Source organism: Nonomuraea sp. NPDC005501 (assembly GCF_040605905.1).
Lineage (GTDB): Bacteria > Actinomycetota > Actinomycetes > Streptosporangiales > Streptosporangiaceae > Nonomuraea.
In genome coordinates this window covers 1-23,278 of record NZ_JBEXDT010000120.1, presented here as the reverse complement: position 1 = coordinate 23,278, position 23,278 = coordinate 1, and the positions used below count along the sequence as shown (strand labels likewise).

General features: G+C 72.9%; 20 protein-coding genes. 8 read left to right on the top strand and 12 right to left on the bottom strand.

The window, feature by feature from the left end; all coding sequences use genetic code 11:
- Positions 1-168: 168 nt before the first annotated feature.
- The 4 genes from ABZS51_RS37630 to ABZS51_RS37615 all read left to right on the top strand — a co-directional run bounded on the left by ABZS51_RS37630 (position 169) and on the right by ABZS51_RS37615 (position 8,154).
- Positions 169-4,467 carry a HAMP domain-containing protein gene (locus ABZS51_RS37630; RefSeq protein WP_355451648.1) on the top strand — a complete coding sequence of 1,433 codons (4,299 nt, stop codon included), beginning with the start codon at positions 169-171 and terminating at the stop codon, positions 4,465-4,467.
- Between the two features lie 66 nt (positions 4,468-4,533).
- Entirely contained in the window at positions 4,534-6,915 is a 2,382-nt protein-coding gene (locus ABZS51_RS37625; protein ID WP_355451645.1) for a SpoIIE family protein phosphatase, read from the top strand.
- 144 nt (positions 6,916-7,059) lie between these two features.
- Complete coding sequence (locus ABZS51_RS37620; protein ID WP_310716988.1) at positions 7,060-7,485, top strand: nuclear transport factor 2 family protein; 426 nt, start codon at positions 7,060-7,062, stop codon at positions 7,483-7,485.
- A 513-nt stretch (positions 7,486-7,998) separates the two neighbouring features.
- On the top strand, positions 7,999-8,154 hold the full coding sequence (locus ABZS51_RS37615; RefSeq protein WP_310716989.1) for a hypothetical protein: 156 nt from the start codon (positions 7,999-8,001) through the stop codon (positions 8,152-8,154).
- Positions 8,155-8,404: 250 nt separating this feature from the next.
- Here ABZS51_RS37615 and ABZS51_RS37610 read toward each other — a convergent pair whose 3' ends face one another.
- Positions 8,405-8,818 carry a helix-turn-helix domain-containing protein gene (locus tag ABZS51_RS37610; protein ID WP_310716991.1) on the bottom strand — a complete coding sequence of 138 codons (414 nt, stop codon included), beginning with the start codon at positions 8,816-8,818 and terminating at the stop codon, positions 8,405-8,407.
- A 62-nt stretch (positions 8,819-8,880) separates the two neighbouring features.
- On the opposite strand from ABZS51_RS37610, the gene ABZS51_RS37605 reads away from it, so the two are divergent.
- Together ABZS51_RS37605 and ABZS51_RS37600 are read left to right on the top strand one after the other, a co-directional pair.
- Positions 8,881-9,774, top strand: a complete 894-nt coding sequence (locus ABZS51_RS37605) for an SDR family oxidoreductase (RefSeq protein WP_355451641.1) — start codon at positions 8,881-8,883, stop codon at positions 9,772-9,774.
- An 81-nt stretch (positions 9,775-9,855) separates the two neighbouring features.
- Positions 9,856-10,809 carry an NAD-dependent epimerase/dehydratase family protein gene (locus ABZS51_RS37600; RefSeq protein ID WP_355451638.1) on the top strand — a complete coding sequence of 318 codons (954 nt, stop codon included), beginning with the start codon at positions 9,856-9,858 and terminating at the stop codon, positions 10,807-10,809.
- A gap of 27 nt (positions 10,810-10,836) precedes the next feature.
- On the opposite strand, the gene ABZS51_RS37595 is transcribed toward ABZS51_RS37600, so the two are convergent.
- From ABZS51_RS37595 to ABZS51_RS37580, 4 genes are all read right to left on the bottom strand, one after another.
- Positions 10,837-11,331 carry a hypothetical protein gene (locus tag ABZS51_RS37595; protein WP_355451635.1) on the bottom strand — a complete coding sequence of 165 codons (495 nt, stop codon included), beginning with the start codon at positions 11,329-11,331 and terminating at the stop codon, positions 10,837-10,839.
- 85 nt (positions 11,332-11,416) lie between these two features.
- Complete coding sequence (locus tag ABZS51_RS37590) at positions 11,417-12,430, bottom strand: NAD(P)/FAD-dependent oxidoreductase (RefSeq protein WP_310716999.1); 1,014 nt, start codon at positions 12,428-12,430, stop codon at positions 11,417-11,419.
- Positions 12,427-12,957 carry an isoprenylcysteine carboxyl methyltransferase family protein gene (locus ABZS51_RS37585; RefSeq protein WP_355451632.1) on the bottom strand — a complete coding sequence of 177 codons (531 nt, stop codon included), beginning with the start codon at positions 12,955-12,957 and terminating at the stop codon, positions 12,427-12,429. Before ABZS51_RS37585 ends, ABZS51_RS37590 begins: the two co-directional genes overlap by 4 nt.
- 49 nt (positions 12,958-13,006) lie before the next feature.
- Positions 13,007-14,059 carry a 3-oxoacyl-[acyl-carrier-protein] synthase III C-terminal domain-containing protein gene (locus ABZS51_RS37580; protein ID WP_355451629.1) on the bottom strand — a complete coding sequence of 351 codons (1,053 nt, stop codon included), beginning with the start codon at positions 14,057-14,059 and terminating at the stop codon, positions 13,007-13,009.
- A 173-nt stretch (positions 14,060-14,232) separates the two neighbouring features.
- Between ABZS51_RS37580 and ABZS51_RS37575 the strand changes: the two genes are divergently transcribed.
- A complete protein-coding gene (locus ABZS51_RS37575) occupies positions 14,233-15,093 on the top strand; it encodes a UbiA family prenyltransferase (RefSeq protein WP_355451626.1) in 861 nt (286 codons plus the stop codon).
- 22 nt (positions 15,094-15,115) lie between these two features.
- Here ABZS51_RS37575 and ABZS51_RS37570 read toward each other — a convergent pair whose 3' ends face one another.
- From ABZS51_RS37570 to ABZS51_RS37545, 6 genes are all read right to left on the bottom strand, one after another.
- Positions 15,116-16,285 (bottom strand): NAD(P)/FAD-dependent oxidoreductase, encoded by a 1,170-nt coding sequence (locus ABZS51_RS37570; RefSeq protein ID WP_355451623.1) that lies wholly within the window; start codon positions 16,283-16,285, stop codon positions 15,116-15,118.
- Positions 16,286-16,430: 145 nt separating this feature from the next.
- On the bottom strand, positions 16,431-16,916 hold the full coding sequence (locus ABZS51_RS37565; protein ID WP_355451620.1) for an Rrf2 family transcriptional regulator: 486 nt from the start codon (positions 16,914-16,916) through the stop codon (positions 16,431-16,433).
- A gap of 5 nt (positions 16,917-16,921) precedes the next feature.
- Entirely contained in the window at positions 16,922-17,782 is an 861-nt protein-coding gene (locus ABZS51_RS37560) for an ABC transporter permease (RefSeq protein ID WP_355451618.1), read from the bottom strand.
- Positions 17,772-18,602 carry an ABC transporter ATP-binding protein gene (locus ABZS51_RS37555; RefSeq protein WP_355451615.1) on the bottom strand — a complete coding sequence of 277 codons (831 nt, stop codon included), beginning with the start codon at positions 18,600-18,602 and terminating at the stop codon, positions 17,772-17,774. Before ABZS51_RS37555 ends, ABZS51_RS37560 begins: the two co-directional genes overlap by 11 nt.
- Positions 18,603-18,676: 74 nt before the next feature.
- Entirely contained in the window at positions 18,677-19,732 is a 1,056-nt protein-coding gene (locus ABZS51_RS37550) for an ABC transporter substrate-binding protein (RefSeq protein WP_355451612.1), read from the bottom strand.
- A gap of 98 nt (positions 19,733-19,830) precedes the next feature.
- Positions 19,831-21,954 carry a SpoIIE family protein phosphatase gene (locus tag ABZS51_RS37545; RefSeq protein ID WP_355451609.1) on the bottom strand — a complete coding sequence of 708 codons (2,124 nt, stop codon included), beginning with the start codon at positions 21,952-21,954 and terminating at the stop codon, positions 19,831-19,833.
- Positions 21,955-22,086: 132 nt separating this feature from the next.
- On the opposite strand from ABZS51_RS37545, the gene ABZS51_RS37540 reads away from it, so the two are divergent.
- Positions 22,087-22,869 (top strand): type II CAAX endopeptidase family protein, encoded by a 783-nt coding sequence (locus tag ABZS51_RS37540; protein WP_355451606.1) that lies wholly within the window; start codon positions 22,087-22,089, stop codon positions 22,867-22,869.
- A gap of 55 nt (positions 22,870-22,924) precedes the next feature.
- Here ABZS51_RS37540 and ABZS51_RS37535 read toward each other — a convergent pair.
- Positions 22,925-23,278: hypothetical protein (locus ABZS51_RS37535; protein WP_355451603.1), on the bottom strand; the 354-nt coding region annotated here is incomplete at its 5' end.

Here is a 23,278-nt window from a genome sequence, read left to right as displayed (position 1 = left end):
GACGGCTGAGCCGCGCGGGCGCACGCTCGTCTCCCGCGTGTACCGGCAGGGCTTACTTGCCGGTACATTCTCTGCGCGGCCCCCGGATCGGCCGCCCGTTATGCCCCATATGGCGATAATGATGATCGGACGTGCACTCGCATGCCGGACAGCGGAACGAGGGTGAACATGGGCGAGACGACGGCCAGCGGCTCCCGCCAGCAGGCACGCCCCGGCCGAGGTGTGAGCAAGGCCCAGGAGCTGGAGCTGCGGCAGCTCCTGGCCGGGCTGACCGCCGTCCGTGACGGCGACTTCGGCACCAGGCTGCCGGACGACGCCGGCGGGCTGCTGGGCGAGATCGCCCTGGTCTTCAACGGCATGGTCGACCAGCTCTCGCTGTTCACCTCCGAGGTGACCCGGGTGGCCCGCGAGGTGGGCACCGAGGGACGGCTCGGCGGCCAGGCCGAGGTGCCCGGCGTGTCGGGCACCTGGAAGGACCTGACGGAGTCGGTCAACGCCATGGCCGGCAACCTCACCAGCCAGGTGCGCTCCATCGCCGAGGTCACCACCGCGGTCGCCAAGGGCGACCTGTCCCAGAAGATCACCGTGGACGCCCGGGGCGAGATCCTGGAGCTGAAGAACACCGTCAACACGATGGTCGACCAGCTCTCCTCGTTCGCCGACGAGGTCACCCGCGTCGCCCGCGAGGTCGGCACCGAGGGCCAGCTCGGCGGCCAGGCCGACGTGAAGGGTGTCGCGGGCACGTGGCGCGACCTCACCGACTCGGTGAACTACATGGCCGGCAACCTCACCGCCCAGGTCCGCAACATCTCGCAGGTGGCCACCGCCGTCGCCCGCGGCGACCTGTCCCAGAAGATCACCGTGTCGGCCCGGGGCGAGATCCTGGAGCTGAAGAACACGCTGAACACCATGGTGGACCAGCTCTCCTCGTTCGCCGACGAGGTCACCCGCGTCGCCCGCGAGGTGGGCACCGACGGGCGGCTGGGCGGCCAGGCCGACGTCAAGGGCGTGTCCGGCACGTGGAAGGCGCTGACGGAGTCCGTCAACGTCATGGCCGACAACCTGACCGCCCAGGTGCGCTCCATCGCCGAGGTCACCACAGCGGTCGCCAAGGGCGACCTGTCGCAGAAGATCCGGGTGGACGCCCGGGGCGAGATCCTGGAGCTGAAGGAGACCATCAACACGATGGTCGACCAGCTCTCCGCCTTCGCCGACGAGGTCACCCGCGTCGCCCGCGAGGTCGGCACCGAGGGCCAGCTCGGCGGCCAGGCCACCGTGCGGGGCGTGTCGGGAACCTGGAAGGACCTCACCGACAACGTCAACTTCATGGCCTCGAACCTGACCGGCCAGGTGCGGTCCATCGCGCAGGTGGCCACCGCGGTCGCCAAGGGCGACCTGTCGCAGAAGATCACGGTCGACGCCCGCGGCGAGGTCGCCGCGCTCGCCCAGACGATCAACACGATGGTCGACACGCTGTCCGCGTTCGCCGACGAGGTCACCCGCGTCGCCCGCGAGGTCGGCACCGAGGGCCAGCTCGGCGGCCAGGCCCGGGTCCCCAACGTGGCCGGCACGTGGAAGGACCTCACCGACAACGTCAACTCGATGGCCGACAACCTGACCAACCAGGTGCGCTCCATCGCCCAGGTCACCACGGCCGTCGCCAGGGGCGACCTGACCAGGAAGATCGACGTCGACGCCCGCGGCGAGATCCTGGAGCTCAAGACCACCATCAACACGATGGTCGACCAGCTCTCCTCGTTCGCCGCCGAGGTCACCCGCGTCGCCCGCGAGGTGGGCAGCGAGGGCCGGCTGGGCGGCCAGGCCGAGGTCGAGGGCGTCTCCGGCACGTGGAAGCGGCTCACCGAGAACGTCAACGAGCTGGCCGGCAACCTCACCCGCCAGGTGCGCGCCATCGCGGAGGTCACCAGCGCAGTCACCTCCGGCGACCTGACCCGCTCCATCACGGTGGACGCCGAGGGTGAGCTGGCCGACCTGAAGGACAACATCAACTCGATGGTGGGCTCGCTGCGCGAGACCACCCGCGCCAACCAGGAGCAGGACTGGCTCAAGTCCAACCTGGCCCGCATCTCCAGCCTCATGCAGGGCCACCGCGACCTCAGCGCCGTGGCCGAGCTGGTCATGAGCGAGCTGGCCCCGCTCGTGTCCGCCCAGTACGGCGCCTTCTTCCTCGCCGAGGAGTCGCCGGCCGGCGCCGAGCTGAAGCTCATCAACGCCTACGGCTACCCGGCCGGGACCGACCGGCCCACCCGCTTCAGGCTGGGCGAGTCGCTGATCGGGCAGGCCGCCCGCACCCGGCGCACGATCGCGATGGACGGCGTGCCGGCCGACTACGTCAAGGTCTCCTCCGCGCTCGGCGAGACCACGCCGACCTCGGTCATCGTGCTGCCGATCGTGGTCGAGGAGCAGGTGCTCGGCGTCATCGAGCTGGGCTCGGTCTACGCGTTCACCGCGGTCCACCGGGCGTTCCTGGACCAGCTGATGGAGGCCATCGGCGTCAACGTCAACACCATCATCGCCAACGCCCGCACCGACGAGCTGCTCGTCGAGTCGCAGCGGCTCACCGCGGAGCTCCAGGCCCGCTCGGAGGAGCTGCAGAACCAGCAGGAGGAGCTCCAGCGCTCCAACGCCGAGCTGGAGGAGAAGGCCGCCCTGCTGGCCACCCAGAACCGGGACATCGAGACCAAGAACCTGGAGATCGAGCAGGCCCGGCAGGAGCTGGAGACCCGCGCCCAGCAGCTCGCGCTGGCCTCGAAGTACAAGAGCGAGTTCCTGGCCAACATGAGCCACGAGCTGCGCACCCCGCTCAACAGCCTGCTCATCCTGGCCCAGCTCCTGGCGCAGAACCACACGCGCAACCTCACCCCGAAGCAGGTCGAGTACGCGAGCATCATCCACTCGGCCGGCTCCGACCTGCTGCAGCTCATCAACGACATCCTCGACCTGTCCAAAGTCGAGGCGGGCAAGATGGACATCGCGCCCGAGCGGGTGCCGCTGCGGCAGCTCCTCGACGACATCGAGGCCACGTTCCGCCCGATGACCATGCAGAAGAGCCTCGACTTCGTCGTCACCACGGCCGCCGGCGTCCCGGTCGACGTGCTGACCGACGACTCCAGGCTCCGCCAGGTCCTGCGCAACCTGCTGTCCAACGCGGTGAAGTTCACCGAGGCGGGCAGCGTCGAGCTGCACATCGAGCCGGCCTCGACCACCGAGGTCCCGTCCTCGGTGCGCATGCACGGCTCGGCCATCGCCTTCCGGATCAAGGACACCGGCATCGGCATCGCCGAGCAGCACCTGGAGGCCATCTTCGGGGCGTTCCAGCAGGCCGACGGCACCACCAGCCGCAAGTACGGCGGCACCGGGCTCGGCCTGTCGATCAGCCGCGAGATCGCCTACCTGCTCGGCGGCGCGATCACCGCCCAGAGCTCCCCGGGCAAGGGCAGCGTGTTCACCCTCTACCTGCCGGTGGCGCGCCCCGACTTCGACGAGCCGCCGGCGGGCTCCTCCGCCCCGGAGCGCGACGCCCGCGAGGTGCTGGAGTCCGGCTCGGTGACCGTCACGCCGGCGGTGTCGCCGCCCCAGCCGCAGCAGCAGCGCCGGCTGCTGGTGATCGAGGGCCGCGATCGCGGGCTGCTGTCGCTGGTGGCCGAGAGCGCCGTGGCCGACCTGGCCAACAACCGCGACCGGGGCGACCAGCGCGGGCCCGTCGAGGTCATCAACGCCGTCGGGGTGCAGGAGGCGGCCACCGCCCTCGCGGCCCAGGCGTACCACTGCATCGTGCTGGAGCTGGACATGGCCGACGGCGCGGCGCTGCGCTTCCTGGAGGACATGGACGGCGACTCGGCGCTGCGGGGCGTGCCCGTCCTGGCCTACAACAACTGGCGGCTGGACCCCGGGCAGGAGTCCAACCTGCAGGCCCGCACCGGCACCCAGCCGCTCGAACTGCTCTCCAGCCTGGACGAGCTGCGTGAGCGCATCGCGCTGCACCTGTCGGCCGAGGGGCCGCACGACGTGCTGCCGCTCGTCAGGCCCGAGGAGGTGCAGCGGCCGGTGACGCAGGCGGGCGACGGGTCGCTCGCCGGCCGTACCGTGCTGGTCGTCGACGACGACGCCCGCAACCTGTACGCGCTGACCGGCATCCTGGAGATCCACGGCCTCCAGGTGCTGCACGCCGAGAACGGTCGCAAGGGCATCGAGACCCTCACCGCCCACCCGGAGATCGACATCGTGCTGATGGACGTGATGATGCCGGAGATGGACGGCTACGCGGCCACGGCGGCCATCCGGGCGATGCCGCAGTACGCCGACCTGCCCATCATCGCGGTGACGGCCAAGGCGATGCCGGGCGACCAGGAGAAGAGCCTGGCCTCGGGGGCGAGCGACTACGTCACCAAGCCGGTCGACGCCGACGACCTGCTGGCCCGGATCCAGCGCCGGCTGGGCAGGTAGCCGCTCGCGGCGCCATCCCGCCCGCCCGGGCCCACAGCAGCTACGACCAGCGTCGAGGAGCAGGACGTGCACGACTCCCAGCAGCCCGCCGATGAGGGCACCCGCCTCGGGCGGCTGGCCGCCACCGTGGAGCGGCTGCGCCGTGAGGTGCGCGAGGCGCACGCGGCGGCCGACGGCCGGGCCCTGATCGAGCTGGCCAAGGGCATCCTGGTGGAGCGGCTGGGCTGCAACCCGGCCGAGGCCGCCAGGCAGCTCGCCGCCCTCGCCGAGCGGACCCGGCTGACGCAGCTCGAACTGGCCGCCGACATCGTCAACCAGGCCGCGCAGGACCGGCTGACCGAGGCGGCCAGCCAGTTCGTCAGCGCGGCCACCGGCCGCGAGGGCGCCGCGCCCGGCCCCGGTGGCGGCGACCCCGGCGACTCCGGCGACCACACGTCGATCGCCGTGCGGCTGCGCACCGCGGAGAGCGGGGTCCTCGCCGCGGACGACACCCAGACGGTCAGCGAGTCGCTGCTCCAGCACGCGCTGTCGCCGCTCGGCGCCACGGCCGTCGCCGTGTGGGCGGCCGGCACGGACGGCTCGCTCACCCTGGCCGGCGCGGCGGGGTTCGCGGCCGGTGAGGCGGAGCGGTGGCGGTACGTGCCGCCCGGCGTCGCGACGCCCGCCCGGCAGGCGCTGGTGGAGCGGGGCACCGTGTGGTTCGCCGACCTGTCGGAGTTCGGGCTGCCCTCGATCGGCCATCAGCCCTCGCAGAGCGGCGGCCGGGTCACCGTCCCCGCGGGCACCGGAGGACGCATCCTCGGCGTGCTGGAGATCGCCTGGACGCATCGTCTGCCGCCGCAGCCGCAGTCGGTCCAGCGGCAGGTGGAGGCGCTGGCCGAGCTGATCGCCCACACCCTGGAGGGGCACCCGGCCTTGCAGGCGGTCCTGCGCCCGCCCCAGTCGGACCTGATCGACCTGGCCGACGGCCTGCACGACCCCGCCCTCGTCCTGCGACCCCACCTCGACGCCGACGGGCGGCTCGTCGACTTCCTCATCCAGCACACCAACACGAACTTCGTCGACTTCGCGGGCCGCCCCCGGGCCGCGGTCAACGGCGCGCTGCTGCTGGAGGCGTACCCGATGGCGGCGGGCGAGGGCGGCCTGTTCGAGAAGGTCGAGCGCGTCCACGCCACCGGCGAGGCGTTCCGGACCGAGCGGATGCAGCTGACCGCCATCATCGACCAGGTGCCGCTGACCGCCGTCGCCAACGTCAGCGTCAGCCGCCACGGCGACTGCGTGCTGCTGGTGTGGCGCGTGCTGGACGAGGCGGCGCGGGTGGCGGGGCTGCTCCAGCACGCGCAGCGGCTCGGCCGCATGGGCGGCTTCGAGGAGAACGTCGTCACCGGCGAGATCACCTGGAACGGCCAGCTCTTCGCCCTGCTCGGCCTGCCGGCCAACGCGGCGCCGATCCCGCTCCAGCAGCTCCCCCGGCACGCCCACCCGGACGACGGCGTCGCCCTCGGCCGCTTCCTGCGCGGGTTGCTGCACCACCAGCGGCCCGCGTCCACCGCCTTCCGGCTCCGGCGCTCCGACGGGGTGTCACGGCACATCCGGGTGGTCGCCGAGCCGGTGCTGGACGCCAACGGGCGGCTGCTCTGCGTGCGTGGCGCGTACCAGGACATCTCCGCACAGCACTGGACGGAGGTGGCACTCGCCGCGACGCGTGACCAGCTCGCGCACAGCGAGCAGCAGGCGGCCGAGCGCAACCGCCTGGCTCTCCAGCTCCAGCAGGCGATCATGCCGCCCACGCACGGCCCGATCGAGGCGTTCGACCTCCGGATCGGCGTCCGTTACCGGCCCGCCGAGGAGGAGGCGCTGGTCGGCGGCGACTGGTACGACTGCGTGGTGCTGCCGTCCAAGCAGGTGCTGCTGTCGCTCGGCGACGTGGCCGGCCACGGCATCGAGGCGGCCACCGGCATGGTGGTCCTGCGCAACGCGCTGCGCGGCCTGGCCACCACCGGCGCCGGGCCCGCGCAGCTCCTCACCTGGCTCAACCTCGTCGCCCACCACCTGACCGAGCAGGTGACGGCGACGGCCGTCTGCGCGCTGTTCGACCCGGAGACGCGGGTGCTGCGCTGGGCCAGGGCCGGGCACTTCCCGCCGATCATGCTGCGCGACGGCGAGTCGTCGGAGCTGCCGATGATCGACGGCGTCCTGCTGGGGGCGCTGTCCGAGGCGAGGTACGACGAGGGCAGCGTCCAGCTCCTCAAGGACGACGTGCTGCTCATGTACACCGACGGGCTCATCGAGCGGAAGGACCGCAGCCTGGAGCACTCCCAGCGGCAGCTCCTCACGGTCGCCACGGCCGAGGTGTCGTCGCTGGAGCAGCGGCTCGACCACCTGCTCACGTACAGCAAGTCCGACACGGACGACGACACCTGCGTCATCGGCATCCAGCTCCGCTGACCCGGCGCCTCCCCGGGCGTCGACCCTGGGGGGAGGGCGGCGCGCGGGAACGCCGGGTACGGCGGAACGCTTACGTGAGAGGTAATCGACTTGCCTATCGGCTTCCACGAGACTGGCCGCACAGTCCAGGGAAAGGGACCCGTCATGACCCGGAAGATCGTCGAAGAGCTGCTCGGCCGGATGGCCAAGGGCGACCACGACGGGGCCGCCGAGCTGTTCGCCGAGGAGATCGACTGGCAGCTCGACTGGCCGGAGGAGGGGCACCCCGCCGTGCCGTGGATCCGGCGGCGCACCGGCCGGGGTGACGTGGCCGGACATTTCCGCATGTTGGAGGCGTACCACGTGCCCGAACTGAACGGCACGTCGGTCACGCGGATCCTGGTGGACGGGGCCGACGCGGTCGTCCTGGGGCACATCAGGCAGACCGTGCGGGCGAACGGGCAGGCTTACACCTCGGCCTTCGCGCTCCACCTCACGGTCGAGGACGGGTTGATCACGCGATACCACATCTACGAGGACAGCCTCACGGTGGCGCGCGCCCTCACCGCCGACGCCGATATTTCCGAATAACTCCGCTTTTATCCGAGTATAAATCCCGGCGCATTCGTCCGTACGGCGAGAAATGCCGTGCCGACCGCCAGGAATATCGCGGAGCAATCCGTCCGGCATGTGGCGAGACTGCCACGCTGCGAGCCGTACAGCCGCTCGACGGAGCCGTTGCCGGCCTCCGCGCCGCCGGCGGCGGTCTTCCGCCCGGCGGGGGCCTTCCGCTCGGCGGGGGCCGAGCACGCGGATCTCAGGGAGCGACTCCCGGCCCGTCTCGTCCGCGACCATCAGGCTCACGGTGCTCGGCTGCTCGCCATTTCAATCCACCGCGCGGCATCAACCTGATGATTTTTGCGTAGTCGCGCCTTTACCGAGGACGGTGAAGCACCCGCCACTAATCCTTATTGACGTGTTGAAGCTGGAAATCGTTGGCGTCGTGCATTAGTGGGGATACGCTCGTTATCACAGCCCGGCGGGGCCCATCGGACCACAACCAGCGGACCCCGCCGGACCATTACCCACCCGAAGGAGGGCGTCATGCCGAAGTCCTCTCGCCACCTGAGGATCAGGATCGACGGAGAGTTCCGCGTACGACCGCCACGCCGAACCTTTCTCGTCGTCAGCCTGATCGCCGTCGTCGTGGCCATCGTCCTGGTGGCCGGTGACAACACGACGGTCCAGCTCTTGCTGTGACCGGCGGCGCAAGGCCGCCCGCCCTCGCGGTGAGCGGCCTGACGCGCCGGCGCGCACGCCGACGACGCGCCCGCACGGGACGACTCCGATGCAGCCATGATACCTCGGAGTTCGGAAAACAAAGGGCCGCGCCGCTCCTCGACAACGGCCTTGTTCAGGCCGCGTACATTCCGAAGATTTTCCACCGCTCACGGTTGGACATTTATCCCCCCGCCTTTTTCCGGCAAGCCGGCGACGTGCCCATTGTCCGTCACCCGGAACGCCGGCTGTCATAAGCGGCCTGGGCCTCCAGCACCTCGGGCATGTCCGCCTCCAGTTGCTCGATGAGGGCGAACAGCCGCACGGCGGCGCGTTCGCCGAGCGGCGTGAGGCTGTAGTCCACCCGCGACGGGAAACCCTCACGGGCGCGCCGGTCGACGAATCCGTCACGTTCGAGCAGTTGCAGCGTCTGCGTGAGCATCTTGTCGCTCACCCCGTCGACGCGGCGGCGCAGCTCGTTGAAGCGCATGGCGTGCTCGTGCAGGCCGAGCAGGACCAGGGGACCCCAGCGGCCGGTGATGTGCTCGAAGGTCGCGCGGGAGGGGCAGGCGCGGGCGAAGACGTCGAACTCCAGCGCCGGCAGAGTCCGCTCCGCCTCGGTGGCGGGCTGTGCGAGTGCGTCCATGCCCTGATGCTACCTCTTGGTTAGCACTAACTTTAAGTTTGCGCTTTCTGTGAGAAAGTGCCATGGTGGGTCACGAACACCCCGCCACGAAAGGGATCACCATGTACGTCGTCACCGGAGCCACCGGATCTCTCGGCCGCCTCGCCGTCCGGCAACTGCTCGACCGGGTCCCCGCGGACCAGGTCGCGGCCGTCGTGCGGGACAAGGACAAGGCCGCCGACCTGGCCGCCCGCGGGGTCGAGCTCCGCGTCGCCGACTACGACGACCCCGCGAGCCTGCGCGGCGCCTTCGCGGCCGGCGACCGGGTGCTGTTCATCTCCGGCAACGAGGTCGGGCGGCGCGCCGCCCAGCACCAGGCGGTCGTGGACGCCGCCAAGGACGCCGGGGTCGCCCTCCTCGCCTACACGAGCGTCCTCGGCGGTCCGAAGGCCGACTTCGACCTGGCCCGCGACCACCAGTACACCGAGCAGGCCATCATCGACGCCGGCGTTCCCCACACCTTCCTGCGCAACGGCTGGTACACCGAGGTCTACACCGAGAGCCTCGGCGAGGTCCTGGAGCGGGGCGCCCTCGTCGGAAGCGCCGGCCGGGGCCGGGTCGCCTCGGCCGCGCGCGCCGACTACGCCGCCGCGGCCGTCGCCGTGCTCACCGGCGAGGGCCACGAGAACAAGGCGTACGAGCTGAGCGGCGACGTCGCCTGGGACCTGGACGAGTACGCGGCGGAGGTGTCCCGGCAGTCCGGCAAGGAGGTCACGTACCGGAGCGTGACCCCCGAGGAGCACCGGGAGATCCTCACCGCCGCCGGCCTGCCCGAGCCCGTCGTCGCCCTGCTGCTCGACATCGACGGCGCCATCGCGCGCGGGCTGCTGGCCGGGACGAGCGGCGAGCTGTCGCGGCTCATCGGCCGCCCGACGACCCCGCTGTCCGACAGCGTCGCCGCCGCCCTCCGCTCCTGACCTCGCCGGACTCCCCGGCGGGCGCCTCCCCACAGGGCGACCCCTCGAACGGGGGCGGGCCGCCGGTCTAGGCTGGGGCGCATGCGCGTAGTGGTGATCGGTGCCAGTGGTCACATCGGCACCTACCTGGTCCCCCGGCTGGTCGACGCGGGTCATGAGGTGGTGGCCGTCAGCCGCGGCAAGCGTGAGCCGTACACCCCCCACGGCGCCTGGTCCCGGGTCACCACCGTGACCGCCGACCGCGAGGCGGAGGAGGCGGACGGCGCGTTCGGCCGGCGGATCGCCGACCTCGACGCCGACGCGGTCATCGACCTCATCTGCTTCACCGAGGAGAGCGCCCGCCGGCTCGCCACGGCCCTGACCGGGCGCGTGCGCCACTTCCTGCACTGCGGCACGATCTGGGTCCACGGCCCCAGCACCCGGGTGCCCACCACCGAGGACCGGCCGCGCCGCCCCATCGGCGAGTACGGCCGCCAGAAGGCGGCCATCGAGTCGTACCTGCTCGACCGGGCGCACCGCGACGGGTTCCCCGCCACGCTGATCCACCCGGGCCACATCACCGGGCCGGGCTGGGTTCCGGTCAACCCGGCGGGCAACCTCGACATCGGCGTGTTCCAGGCGCTGGCCGACGGCGACGAGGTCACGCTGCCCAACCTCGGCATGGAGACGGTCCAGCACGTCCACGCCGACGACGTGGCGCGGCTGTTCATGGACGCGCTGGCGGCCCCGTCGGCCTCCGTCGGGGAGAGCTTCCACTCGGTCGCCACGACCGCGCTCACGCTGCGCGGCTATGCCGAGGCGGTGGCGGGCTGGTTCGGGCGCGAGGCGCGGCTGGCGTACCTGCCGTGGGAGCGCTGGCGCGAGACGGTGCCGGAGAACGACGCCCGCGTCACCTACGACCACATCGCGCACAGCCCCCACTGCTCGATGGAGAAGGCCGCGCGCCTCCTGGGCCACCGCCCGCGCCACACCTCGCTGGAGGCCGTAGCCGAGGCCGTCGACCGGCTGGTACGGACCGGCCGCATCACCACCTGACCGGCGGCGAGGCCGGTCGGTGAACCGTCAGTGGCCGGCGACCTGGGTCTTCAGCGCGATGATCACCAGCCCGAGCAGCAGGTTCGTGATCCCCGACACCACGACCACGCCCTTGCCCGAGCCCGCCGACACCGCCGCCGCGACGGCCCAGGCGACCTGGGTCGCCACCGCGACGCCCAGCGCCACCCAGGTGGCCGCCTCGTTCGACATCCCCAGCTGGGAGGCCAGCGCGACCGCCACGGCCGGCGGCACCGCGGCCTGGGCCAGCGGCCACTCCTGCCGCCCGGCCGCGCGTATCCGCCGCCACGTCAGCGGGTGCAGGCCGCGCTCGACCAGCCTGACGTACAGGTGCGCCAGCCAGAACACCACGCCCGTGCTGATCAGCAGCAGCACCAGATCTCCCGGCGGGCTCGGCGTGCCGGCGGCGCTGCCGGCGACCACGGAGGCCGCGAGCAGCGAGCCGTACACCGCTCCCCCGAACTCGGCCGGCTCCGGAGCCGCGTCCGTGTCGCGCGCATTCATGACAGCAGTGTCCGGCGGGTCCCGCGTGACGGCCGGGCGGCGTGCCCGGCCATGCACAGATTTGGGACGATCCAGGATGGTGGGACTACGACAGGGCGCGGACCGTGGCGGTGAAGACGCCCGGGAGGCGCTGGGCGGCCGGCACGACGAGGCGGGCCATGCCCGGGCGGCCGGCCGCGTACACCAGGGCCCCCGTGAGCAGCCGGTGCGCCCGCGACAGCCGCAGCCACGCCTGCTCGTACTCCTGCGGCCGGCCCTGGCGCAGGCAGCCGACCAGTGACCGGGCGCACCGCACCGCCAGCGACACCCCCTCGCCGGTGAGCGCGTCGGTGTAGCCGGCGGCGTCGCCCACCAGCAGCACCCGCCCGGCGACGCGGGCCCGCACGCGCTGGCGCAGCGGCCCGGCGCCGCGCACCGCCGTCGCGGGCGCTCCCCGCAGGCGGGCGAGCAGGGCCGGGAACGCGTCGAGGTGCTCGGCGTAGCCGTGCCGGCGGGTGCTCAGGATCGCCACCCCGACGAGGTCGCCGGCCACCGGCGTCACGTACGCCTCACCGCCGCCGGACCAGTGGACCTCCACGTGGTCCGTCCACGGGGCCACGCGGTAGTGCCTGCGCAGCCCGTACCGGCGCGGGCCCCCGTCGGGCAGCCCGAGGCCGAGCGAGCGGCGGATCGGCGAGTGCAGGCCGTCCGCCGCGACGAGCCACCGGGCGCGCAGCCCGCCCGCCTCCACGCCCTCGCGGTCCTGGGACACGGACCCGATCCGGCCCGTGACGGTCTTGACGCCCAGCTCGGCGGCCCGCCGGGCGAGGGCGGCGTGGAGCACGGTCCGCCGCACCCCCAGCCCCTCGGCGGCGCGGAACGGGGCGCGGGCGGAGTGCCGGCCGTCGAGGTAGTGGATGCCGCGCAGCGGCCGGCCCGAGAGCTCCACGCCCATCGCGGTCAGCGCCGCCACTCCGCCGGGCATCAGCCCCTCGCCGCACGCCTTGTCCACCGGCGTGGCGCGCGGCTCCACGACCACCGCCTCCATCCCGGCCAGGGCCGCGTGGATGGCGGTCGCCAGGCCGGCGGGCCCGCCGCCGGCCACGAGGACGTCGATCACGCGACCGCCCGCCCGCCGGCGGTGGCCAGCGCCGTGTTCTCGCAGCGGATGCGGACGACCATCAGCACCGCGTTGAGCAGCGTGAACGCGAGCGCGGTGACCCACGCCGTGTGGACGAGCGGCAGCGCGGCGCCCTCCACGACGACGGCGACGTAGTTGGGGTGCCGCAGCCACCCGAGCCGGTACGGCCCGCGCGTCACGAGCGGCAACCCCGGCACCACGATCACCTGGGTGTTCCAGCGCGGGCCGAGGGACGTGATGCACCACCAGCGCAGCGCCTGGGCGGCGGCGACGAGGACCAGCATCGGCCAGCCCAGGGCGGGCAGGAACGGCCGGTCGGCCAGGGCGACCTCCAGCGGCGCGCCGGCCAGCAGACCGGTGTGCAGGGCCACCATCCACGGGTAGTGGCCCTGGCCGGTGACGACGCCGCCGCGTTCGAGGCTCCATCGGGCGTTGCGGCGGGCGATGCGCAGCTCGGCCAGGCGTTCCAGGCCGACGAGCAGGATGAGCGTCAGATACCAGAGCATGGCCACTCCCGGCGCGGTGGAGCGAGATCGGCGGACTTCGGAGACACGACTACCAGCGGAGCAGGACCAGCTCGGAGCAGAAACCGGGCCCCATGGCGAGCAGCAGCCCGTACTCCCCCGGCTCCGGCCGGCGCTCGTCGAGCGTGTCACCCAGGACGTGCAGAACGGAAGAGGACGACAGGTTCCCGTTGGCGGCCAGGGAGCGCCAGGTCAGCTCCAGGGCCCCGTCCGGCAGGTCGAGCACGTCGGCCACGGCCTCCAGCACCTTCGGGCCGCCGGGATGGCACACCCAGACGGCCATGTCGCGGGCGGTGAGCCCGTGCCCGGCGAGGAAGCTCCGCACGTCGTCGGCCAGGTAGCGCCGGACCATGTCCGGCACACTGGCGTCCAGCAGCACGCCGAACCCCGTGTCGCGCACCTCCCAGCCCATGACGTGCCCGGAGTCGGGGTACAGGTGGCCGAGCGTGGCCACCACCGTCGGCCCGCGCGCCTCCCGCTCGCCGCCGCAGGCCACCACGGCCGCCGAGCCGTCGCCGAACAGCGCGCTCGCCACCAGGTTGGCGGGCGAGGAGTCACCGCGTTGCACGGTCAGCGAGCACAGCTCGACCGACAGCAGGACCGCCGCATGGCCGGGCCAGCCGCGCAGGTAGTCGTGCAGCCGGGCGATCCCCGCCGCCCCCGCGACGCAGCCGAGCCCGAACACCGGCACGCGCTTGACGTCCCGCCGCAGGCCCAGCCGGTCGACCAGGCGGGCGTCCACCGAGGGCGCGGCCACGCCGGTCACCGACGCGAACATGATCATGTCCACGTCCTCCGGCTCCAGCCCGGCCGCCTTGATCGCCCCGCCCACGCTCTCCGCGCCCAGCTCGACGGCCGCGGCGATGTACGCGTCGTTGGCCGCGCCGAAGCCGTCGATCTTGTCGTAGTCCTCCATCGGGAGGGCGAGGTTGCGGAAGTCGACGCGGGCGCTGCGGTGCAGCCGGTCGAGCAGCCGCCGGTCGGCGCCGTCGGGCAGGCACATCCGCGCCGCCATGTCCGTCAGCTCAGCCTGGGGGTAGCGGTTGGGCGGGAAGGAGGTGCGGACGGCAGCGATACGGGTCATCTGGGCTCTCCGGCTCGTGGCGCTGTACGACTCCGACCCTCGGGACGCTTCCCTCCCGGGCGCCCGCTAAGCCATCGCGATGACCACAATCCCTTGTCCCTTCGATCATCCGGCAGCGGTGGGACAGGGCGTGGGGATCTCGGCGGCGGGCAGGCGCGGCCTACGATCGGGGGGTGACGGGTGGTGAGGCGGCGCGCGTGAGCGGACTCCGGCGGGTGGCCGGCGGGCTGGCGCGGGCGTGCCATCCCGGGCCGACGGTCGCGGTGACGTCCCTGGTGACCGCGCTCGCCGTGGCGAGCGGGCGCGACGCGGCCGGGTGCGCGCTCGTGGCGGCGGCCGTCCTCACCGGGCAGCTCTCGGTCGGCTGGTGCAACGACGCGGTGGACGCCCGCCTCGACGTGGCGGCCGGGCGCTCCGGCAAGCCGATCGTGGACGGCGCGGTCGGCGCGCGGACCGTCCGCGACGCCGCGTTCGCCGCGCTGCTGCTGTGCGTGCCGCTCTCGCTGGCGTCCGGCCTGCTCGCCGGGGCCGCGCATCTGATCGGCGTGGGCGCCGCGTGGGCCTACGACCTGGGCGTGAAGGCCACGATCTGGTCGTGGCTCCCGTACGCGGTGGGGTTCGGCTCGCTGCCCGCCTTCGTGACGCTCGGCCTGCCGGCGCACCCGTGGCCGGCCTGGTGGGCGGTGGCGGCCGGGGCCCTGCTGGGGTGCGGCGCCCATCTGGCGAACGTCCTGCCGGACATCCCGCACGACCTGGCGGCGGGGGTGCGCGGGTGGCCGCAGCGGCTCGGCGCGGAGCGCACGCTGCTGCTGGCCCCGCTGCCGCTGCTGGCGGCCACGTGGCTGCTGGTCTTCGCCCCGCCGGGCGACGCGGGCGCCGCTGGGTGGCTGGCGGTGGCGGTGACGGGCGTGATGGTGGTCGCGGGCACGCTGCTGCACGGGCGGGCCGCGCGGGCGCCGTTCGCGGCCGCGATCGGGGTGGCGGCGGTGGGCGTCCTCGTGCTGCTCGCCAACGGCCCCGCCCTCACCGCGTGAGGCCGCACCGGCCGGACGCGGTTCACCGGCCGTGGGGGGTACGGAGGAGGCCGGACACGGAGTCGCGCAGCCAGCGGCGGGCCACCGCGAGCGCCATCGGCAGCGGCACCATCCCCGCCCCCAGCCCCACCTCCACCAGCAGGTCGAACACCTCCTTGCGGCGCGCCGCCGTCCCGATGGCCGCGTCGATGAACCCCGGCGACTGGGCGAGGCGGGCCAGCACGTCGGTGGTACGCAGGTGCGGGCCGAGGGCCGCGCGGAGCTTGCGCCGGTAGACGGGCAGCGGGTCGCCGGGCGCCTCGACGGCCGCCTCCCCCGCCAGCCGGCCCGACAGCAGGGCGTAGTAGATGCCCTCGCCGGTGAGCGGGTTGATCAGGCTGGCGGCGTCGCCGGCGAGCATGACGCGGCCCGCGCCGGGCGCCGGCCGTCCGGAGGACAACGGCAGGTGGTGGGCGCGCAGGTCCCGGGCCGGCCGGTCGGGCAGCAACTCGGCGAGGCGGCCGTGCAGCACCTGCCGCCCGGGCGGCCCGACGGCGTGCAGGCGGGGCAGCAGCATCCCGAACCCCACGTTCGCGGTGCCGTCGCCGATGGGGAACGACCAGGCGTAGGCCGGCCAGCCCTCCTTCTGCATGGCGATGAGCTGGGCGTCCTCGGAGCCGGGCACGTCGGCGTACCCGCGTACGGCGATGGCGGTGTGCTGGGCGGTGTTGGCCGCGAGACCGGCGAGGCGGCGGAGCGTGGAGTGGGCGCCGTCGGCGGCCACGACGGCGCGGGCGGCGATGTCCGCGTCGATGACGGTGTACGGCCCGCTCTGGTCGATCGCGCGGACGCGATGGCGGCGGACCTCGACGCCACGCGCCCGGGCGGCCTCGACCAGGCGGGCGTCGAACACCCGGCGCGGCACCACGTGGTTGGGCCGGGCCGCCTCCGCGCTGACCCGCGCACCGCTCGGGGACACCACCGAGAGGCGGGAGGTGGGCCGGTAGTCGTCGATGAGGCCCGGCAGGCCGAGCAGGGCCAGCTCGTCCCGGCCGTGGGCCGCGATGCCGTCGCCGCACGCCTTGTCGCGCGGGAAGCCGGACTTGTCGAGCAGCAGGACGCGCGCTCCGGGGCGCAGTTGCGCCGCCCGCAGCGCCGCCGCCGCTCCCGCCGGGCCGCCGCCGACGACCACCAGATCCCAGACGTCGTTCACATCGGGTCTGTGCCACGCCGGCCACCGCCGAAACCGTCCGGCCGGTGACGGAGTGCCCTCCTCCGGTACGGCCGGACGCCCGCCGCCCCGGCCGGGCGCCCGTCTCCGCCCCGGGGCAGGGCTCAGTCGTCGCCTCGGGCTGAGGTCAGTCGTCGCCGTCGCGGGTCCCGGAGCCGGCCGGTGTCACGTCCTCCGTGGGCGGGCGGGGGCCGGGGACCTGGTGGTCCTGGTGGTGCGCGCCGGGGAGGGCGCCCTGGGCGACGTGCGCGAGGGTGATCTCCGACAGGAGCGTCTCCTCGTGGTCCCGCAACGCGCTCCACACGTCCGCCAGGGGCCGCGCCACCCCCGGATACCCGCCGTGGTCACCCCCCTCCGGGACGCCCTCCACCACCGTGATGATGTCGGCCAGGCTGATCTGGTCCTTGGGGTGGGCGAGCCAGTAGCCGCCGTCGGGGCCGCGCTGGCTGTGCAGGAGGCCGGCGCGGCGCAGCTGGAGCAGGATGTTGTCGAGGAACTTGCGGGGGATGCCCTGGGCCGCCGCGATGCGCTCGGCGGGCACCGGCCCGGGTGGGGCGGCGGCCAGCTCTGCGGCGGCTCTCAGGGCGTACTGGGTCCGGGCGGAGATCCGCATATCGCTCAGTTGGTCACCTGGTGAAGGCCCCAGCGGCGGCGCAGGGCGTCGTCGGCGACGCCGAACAGCCGGTCCACGAAGATGCCGATGACCAGAATCACGATCATGGTGGCGAGCAGGCCGGGCGAGTCGGCCAGCTCGCGGGCGAAGTGCAGCTGCTCGCCCAGCGACGGCCGGTTGGCGATGATGACCAGCAGCTCGCCGGCCATCAGCGAGCGCCAGGCGAACGCCCAGCCCTGCTTGAGCCCGGCCAGGAACGACGGCAGCGAGGCCGGCAGGATGACGTGGCGGTACAGGGCGAGCCGCCGGAAGCCGAGCATGTGCCCGGCCCGCAGCAGGATCGGCGGCGTGTAGTCCACGCCGGCGATCAGGCCGTTGGCGACGGACGGCGCGGCGCCGAGCACCACCACGAACAGGATGGCGCTCTCGCTCAGCCCGAACAGCAGGATCGCCAGCGGGAACCAGGCGATGGACGGCATCGTCTGGAGCCCGGTGATGAGGGAGCCGACGGCACGGCGCAGTGGCCTGATCCGCGACACCAGCGCCCCGACGACCAGCCCGACGGCGATCGCGAGGGCGAACCCGACGACGGCGCGGCGCATGGTGACCGACAAGGCCTGGTAGAACTCGGCCTCGCCGAGCCGCTCGCCGAGCGCGCCGAGCGTGGTGAGCGGCCCGGCGAAGACGTACTCGGGCCACCAGCCGGCCAGCACGACGAGCTCCCAGGCGGCGAGCACCAGGGCCACCGCCAGGGCGACCGGCCACGCGCCGGCCCAGGCGCGGGTGAGCAGGCCGGCGCGCCTCGCCGGGGTGAGCTCCAGGGCGTCGAGCCCGGCGATCTGCCGGGCGTGTGTGTCAGCGGCCATCGGGGGCGACCTCCTGGGCGCCGGGCTGCGTGAAGCCGTGGCGCATGACCTCCTCGCGCAGGCGCTGCGTGATCTCGCCGGCCTGCCCGGCGACCTCGGCCGAGTCGGTACGGCGGGGCCGGGGCAGCGTGACCGGGAAGTCCTCCACCACCCGGCCGGGACGGCTGGACAGCAGCACGACCCGGTCGCCGAGCCGGACGGCCTCGCGGACGTTGTGGGTGACGAACAGGACGGCGAGGTCGCGCTCGCGCCAGATGCGCTCCAGCTCGTCGTGGAGCAGGTCGCGGGTCATCGCGTCGAGCGCCCCGAACGGCTCGTCCATGAGCAGGACGTCGGCGTCCTGGGCGAGGGCCCGGGCCAGGGCCACGCGCTGCCGCATGCCGCCCGACAGCTCGTGGGGCCGCTTCTTGCCGAATCCGCCGAGGTGCACGATGTCCAGGAACTCCGCAGCGCTGTCCCGCCGCTCCTGCCGGCTGAGGCCCTTGGCCCGCAGCGCCATCTCGACGTTGGCCGAGACGGTCAGCCAGGGGAACAGCGCGGGCTCCTGGAACATGAGCGCGATCCGGTCGCGGTCGACGTCGATGCGGCCGGCGGTGGGCGCGTCGAGGCCGGCGACCAGGGAGAGCAGCGTGCTCTTGCCGCAGCCGGAGGCGCCGAGCAGGCACACGAACTCGCCGGGCGCGACGTCGAGGGCCACGTTGTCCAGGGCCTGCAGTCCCGCCTTGCCCTGCCCGTAGATCTTGGAGACGGCCTGGATGCGCACGGCGGGCTCCTGCCCGCCGACCCGCCCGCCGGCCTGCTCCGTGAGCGGAGCGGTCATGGCACCTCCGTCGGTTGTCCGAGAGTCGGTTGTCCGAGAGTCACTGGTCCGAGATCGTCACTTGTCCGAGATCGTCACTTGTCCGAGATGGCCGGCTGGCCCTTGGCGGCCAGGACCTCGTTGAGGATCTTGAGGTCGTAGATGCCGTTCAGGTCGACGGGGTCCAGCAGGCCGACCTTGGTGGCGTGCTCGGCGCTGCCGACCAGCGACGAGGCGATCGGGTCGTCGGTGAAGGTGATGTTCTTGAACGCGCTGTCGAGGACCTCGGGCTTGAGCGGCTTGCCGGTGAGCTTCTCCAGCGCGGCGTTGGCGGTCCGGGCGGCGCCCGCCGGGTCGGACTTGATCAGCGCGTTGGCCTCGACGTGCGCCTCGATGAGCTTGCGGACCGTGTCGGGGTGCTCCTTGAGGAACTCCTGCCGGACGATCAGGTGGGTGATGACGAACTGCTTGTTCGGCCACAGGTCGCGCTCGTCGACGAGGACCTTGCCGCCGCTCTCCTTGATGAGGCGGCTGGCGAACGGCTCGGGCACCCAGGCGCCGTCGATGTCGCCGGTGGCGAACGTCTGGATGGTCTGGGAGTTCTCCTGCGGGACGATGTGCACGTCGCCGCCGCCCTTGGTGTCAGTCTTCAGGCCCTTCTCGGTCAGCCAGTAGCGCAGGGCGACGTCCTGGGTGTTGCCGAGCTGCGGGGTGGCGATCTTCTTGCCCTTGAGCTGCTCGGGGGTGGTGATGCCGGGCTTGACGACGAGGAACACGCCGCCGGAGGCCGCCCCGGCGACGATCTTGATGGCCTTGCCCTTGGACTTGGACCAGGCGTTGATGGCCGGGTTGGGGCCGACGTAGGTGGCGTCGATGGCGCCGGAGAAGACGGCCTCGATCGCGGCGGGGCCGGCGTTGAACGTGCTGGTCCTGAGCGTGGTGCCGCTGCCGAGGTGCTTGGCGAACAGGCCCTTCTCGACGCCCACGAGGGCGGTGGCGTGGGTGATGTTCGGGAAGAACCCGAGCCGCACCTCAGCCGGCGCGGTGCCGGCCTTGCTGTCGCCGCCGGACCCCCCGCAGGCCGCGGTCAAGGTCGTGAGTGCCAGAGCCGCCACGGCGGCCACCACCCCGCGAAGCCCGCGAGCGTTCATCGGTTCTCCCTATTTCCCACTTATTTAGTAGATATAATGTGTTTATAGGGCCGCGCGGGCGTGGAGTCAAGCCGGGGGTTCCAGCTACCTTCGGATTTTCAGACGTGCTTCAGCAGCAGCAGGGCGATGTCGTCAGTGCGCTGCTGGACGTCCAGCGCGTGGTCGATGAGCGTCTGCGCGACCATGGCCAGGGGGCGGCCGGCGCTGCGGGTGAGGCGGCGGCCCAGGGCCTCCATGCCCTCGCCGATGTCGACGCCCGGCACCTCGATCAGGCCGTCGGTGTAGAGGGCGAGCAGCGAGCCGGGCGGCAGCGGCAGCTCCAGCGTCGGATAGTCGGATTCCGGGTCCAGCCCAAGCAGCAGCCCCGAGGGCATGTCGATGATCTCCGCGGGCTCGCCGGGCCGGCGCAGCAGGGGCGGGAGGTGTCCGGCGCTGGCCACGCAGGCGGTGTGCCGGGCCAGGTCGAGGTTGACGTACAGGCAGCTCGTGAACAGGTCGGGCGCGAGGTCGATGAGCAGCCGGTTGGTGTGGTACAGGACCTCGCCGGGGCTCGCGCCGGCGGTCGCGTGGGCGTGGATGGCGGTGCGCACCTGCCCCATGAGGGCCGCCGCGGTCATGTCGTGGCCCTGGACGTCGCCGATGACGGCGGCGGCCGTGGTGTCGTCCAGGCTGATGAGGTCGTAGAAGTCGCCGCCGATGTCCATGCCGAGGGTGGCGGGCAGGTAGCGGGCGGCCACGTCCAGCCGTGGGATGGCGGGCAGCGCGCTGGGGAGCAGGCTCGCCTGGAGCGCCTCGGCCAGCTGGTGCTTGACGTCGTAGAGCCGGGCGCGTTCCAGGGCCTGGGCGACCAGCCCGGCCAGGGAGGTGAGCGTGGACCGCTCGTCGGCGGTGAAGGCGCGCGGGCGCGCGTACGAGAGCACGCAGGTGCCGATCGGGCGGTCGGAGGCGATGAGCGGCAGCACCGCCCACGCGGACATGCCGGGCTGGCGTATCGCGTCGGAGTGCCGCGCGACGAGGTCGTCCCAGCTCTCGAAGAACGCCGCCTCGCCGGTCAGCATGACGTGCTGGCTCGCGGTGTGCGCGGTGAGCGGCAGGCCGTCGAAGTGGTCGATGATCTCCGTCTCGTAGTTGTGGGAGCCGACCACCAGCATCCGGCCGTTCTCGGCGAGCAGGATGGCCATGCCCTGGGCGTCGCAGAGCACCATGACCTGCTCGCTGACGAGGTCGACGACGTCCTGGACGGTGACGGCCCGGGTGAGGGTGGCCGCGAGGTGGACCAGGTTGTAGAGCGTGTCCGCCCGGATCGGCCTGATCAGCGGCTCGGTCGCCCCGGGCGGCCCCTGGAGGGCCGGCCCCGGGACGGGGACGACGCGGATGCTGATGCCGAGCGGATCGGAGTGCAGCTCGAAGGCGAGCCGCTCGCCGCGCGGGTTGCGGGCGGTGAACGCGGTGACCCGGTTGCTGAGGGCGGCGGCCCGGTAGTGGTCCTCGAAGACCGGGTCCCGCAGCCACGGCAGCACGTCCCACGGCCGGGCCCCCAGCAGCTCGGACACCTTGCCGCCCAGCATGTCGGCCGCGCGCTGGGTGATGAACGTGACGCGGCCGTCCATGTCGAGCGCGCAGCAGCCCTCGGGCAGCCGGTTGACGTAGTCGAGCGCGGCCAGCGCCTCCTCCATGTCCGGGGTGTTCCCGCGGGCGGCGACGAGAAGGCGGGGGCGCTCGCCGGGCACGACGCGGCGCCCGGCCTCGGCGGCCCGCCGCAGCAGCACGCCCATCCTGCGACAGGTGATCTCGATGACGTCCCGCTCGTGCCGGTTGAGGTCGGAGGCGTGCGGCGAGGGCCACAGGAGAAGAAGCGTTCCCCAGTCGTCCGGCTCGGTGTAGATGGGCGCGGCGGCGGTCGAGAAACTGTACGGCAGGACGAGCGCGGCGTCCGGGAAGTACCGGGCCATCTCCTCCTGGCCGGGCACCCAGATCAGGCGCCGTTCGCGCAGCGCGTTGGAGGCGGGGGCCAGGCTCTCCAGACGGAGCCGGGACCACTGACTGGCGATGGGCGAGGGAAGCCCCATCGCCACCTCCAGGCGCAACGCGTTCTGGCCGGGGGTGAGGAGGTAGACGCCGCCCATGTGCGAGCCGGTGTTCCCCACGGCGTGGGCCAGCAGCTCGTCGAGTCCCGGCAGGTCGTCTGCGGGGCCGAAGAAGTAGCTGGCCTGGTCACCCATGGGCGGTGCCTCACTCTCGAAGTGAGCTCAATACCCGAAAAATGCCTATATAGGACAATATGCCCGAGTCGCCCTGGCGGGCACCCCCAACCCCTTACTCGGGACCGACGGCCCGGCGGCTACCCTGCGGCCATGCACACGCCGACCGCCCCCGCAGGCGTCTCCGAGCTCACGCCGCGGCTCATCCGAGCCGAGATATTCGTGGTCTTCGCCGTGTCGCTCGGCGCGAGCGGCCTGGTGGCGCTCGTCCGCCTGGTGGGCGCCCTCACGGCCCCGAAGGAGCTCAGGGGCCAGCGCGCCGTGCTCACCCCCTCGCTCGCGCCCGGACGGCCCTGGCTCGACCTGGCGCTCCAGCTCGTGGACATCGCCATCACGGTGGCGCCCGTCGCGCTCGTCGCCTACCTGCTCGTCCGCTCCGGCGAGTCCATGCGCGCCATCGGCGTGGACGCCCGCGAGCCGGGTCGCGACCTGCGGCGCGGCGCGACGCTCGCGGCCGTGATCGGCGGCACGGGGCTGGCGTTCTACCTCGCCGTGTACGCCGCCGGGGTCAACCTCACGGTGGTCGCCGGGGCCCTGCCCGACGAGTGGTGGCGGGTGCCGGTGCTGGTGCTCGCCGCCGCGCAGAACGGCGTGCTGGAGGAGGTGCTGGTCGCCGGCTACCTGCTGCACCGGCTGGCGCAGGCCGGCCACGGCCCCTGGCGGTCGCTGGTGATCTCGGCGCTGCTGCGCGGCTCGTACCACCTGTACCAGGGGTTCGGCGGGTTCGTCGGCAACGTGGTGATGGGGCTGGTGTTCGGCCGCCTCTACCAGCGGTGGGGCCGGGCGATGCCGCTGGTCGTGGCGCACACGCTGATCGACACCGTGGCCTTCGTCGGGTACGCGCTGCTGCACGGCAGGGTTAGCTGGCTGCCCTGACCCCGCCTGTGATCCCCGCGCCCGGACGCGGGATCACAGGCGGACCGAAGCCGCGTCAGAGGCCGTAGCGGCTCTTCAGGTGCCGCCACCAGTCGCGCAGCATCCACGCGTCGAACTCCGTGATCGAGGTGGCGCTGCCCGCTTTCATGATGAAGCAGCACTGCCCCGTGGGCGTCCAGTCGTAGAAGTCGTCCAGGCCGAACGAGTGCCCCATCTCGTGCAGCAGGATGTGGATGTTGTCGGCGTTGAGGTTGCTCATGAAGTACTCGCTGCCGATGCGCTGGCCCCAGTCGCCGCCCGCGCCGCCGCCGAAACCGGCCGTGAGCCACAGCGACATGTCGTAGTGGTGCGACGCGCCGCCCGGGCAGTTGGGGTAGCTGCCGCTCTGGTTGAAGAACCGGCCGCACGG

What these genes read in the sequence shown, in the direction of transcription:
- ABZS51_RS37630 (WP_355451648.1), top strand. Translation starts at nt 169, where the DNA reads ATGGGCGAGACGACGGCCAGCGGCTCCCGCCAGCAGGCACGCCCCGGC.
- ABZS51_RS37545 (WP_355451609.1), bottom strand. Translation starts at nt 21,954, where the DNA reads ATGGGTGACCAGGCCAGCTACTTCTTCGGCCCCGCAGACGACCTGCCG.
- ABZS51_RS37620 (WP_310716988.1), top strand. Translation starts at nt 7,060, where the DNA reads ATGACCCGGAAGATCGTCGAAGAGCTGCTCGGCCGGATGGCCAAGGGC.
- ABZS51_RS37540 (WP_355451606.1), top strand. Translation starts at nt 22,087, where the DNA reads ATGCACACGCCGACCGCCCCCGCAGGCGTCTCCGAGCTCACGCCGCGG.
- ABZS51_RS37560 (WP_355451618.1), bottom strand. Translation starts at nt 17,782, where the DNA reads ATGGCCGCTGACACACACGCCCGGCAGATCGCCGGGCTCGACGCCCTG.
- ABZS51_RS37615 (WP_310716989.1), top strand. Translation starts at nt 7,999, where the DNA reads ATGCCGAAGTCCTCTCGCCACCTGAGGATCAGGATCGACGGAGAGTTC.
- ABZS51_RS37595 (WP_355451635.1), bottom strand. Translation starts at nt 11,331, where the DNA reads ATGAATGCGCGCGACACGGACGCGGCTCCGGAGCCGGCCGAGTTCGGG.
- ABZS51_RS37600 (WP_355451638.1), top strand. Translation starts at nt 9,856, where the DNA reads ATGCGCGTAGTGGTGATCGGTGCCAGTGGTCACATCGGCACCTACCTG.
- ABZS51_RS37580 (WP_355451629.1), bottom strand. Translation starts at nt 14,059, where the DNA reads ATGACCCGTATCGCTGCCGTCCGCACCTCCTTCCCGCCCAACCGCTAC.
- ABZS51_RS37555 (WP_355451615.1), bottom strand. Translation starts at nt 18,602, where the DNA reads ATGACCGCTCCGCTCACGGAGCAGGCCGGCGGGCGGGTCGGCGGGCAG.
- ABZS51_RS37550 (WP_355451612.1), bottom strand. Translation starts at nt 19,732, where the DNA reads ATGAACGCTCGCGGGCTTCGCGGGGTGGTGGCCGCCGTGGCGGCTCTG.
- ABZS51_RS37585 (WP_355451632.1), bottom strand. Translation starts at nt 12,957, where the DNA reads ATGCTCTGGTATCTGACGCTCATCCTGCTCGTCGGCCTGGAACGCCTG.
- ABZS51_RS37605 (WP_355451641.1), top strand. Translation starts at nt 8,881, where the DNA reads ATGGTGGGTCACGAACACCCCGCCACGAAAGGGATCACCATGTACGTC.
- ABZS51_RS37565 (WP_355451620.1), bottom strand. Translation starts at nt 16,916, where the DNA reads ATGCGGATCTCCGCCCGGACCCAGTACGCCCTGAGAGCCGCCGCAGAG.
- ABZS51_RS37610 (WP_310716991.1), bottom strand. Translation starts at nt 8,818, where the DNA reads ATGGACGCACTCGCACAGCCCGCCACCGAGGCGGAGCGGACTCTGCCG.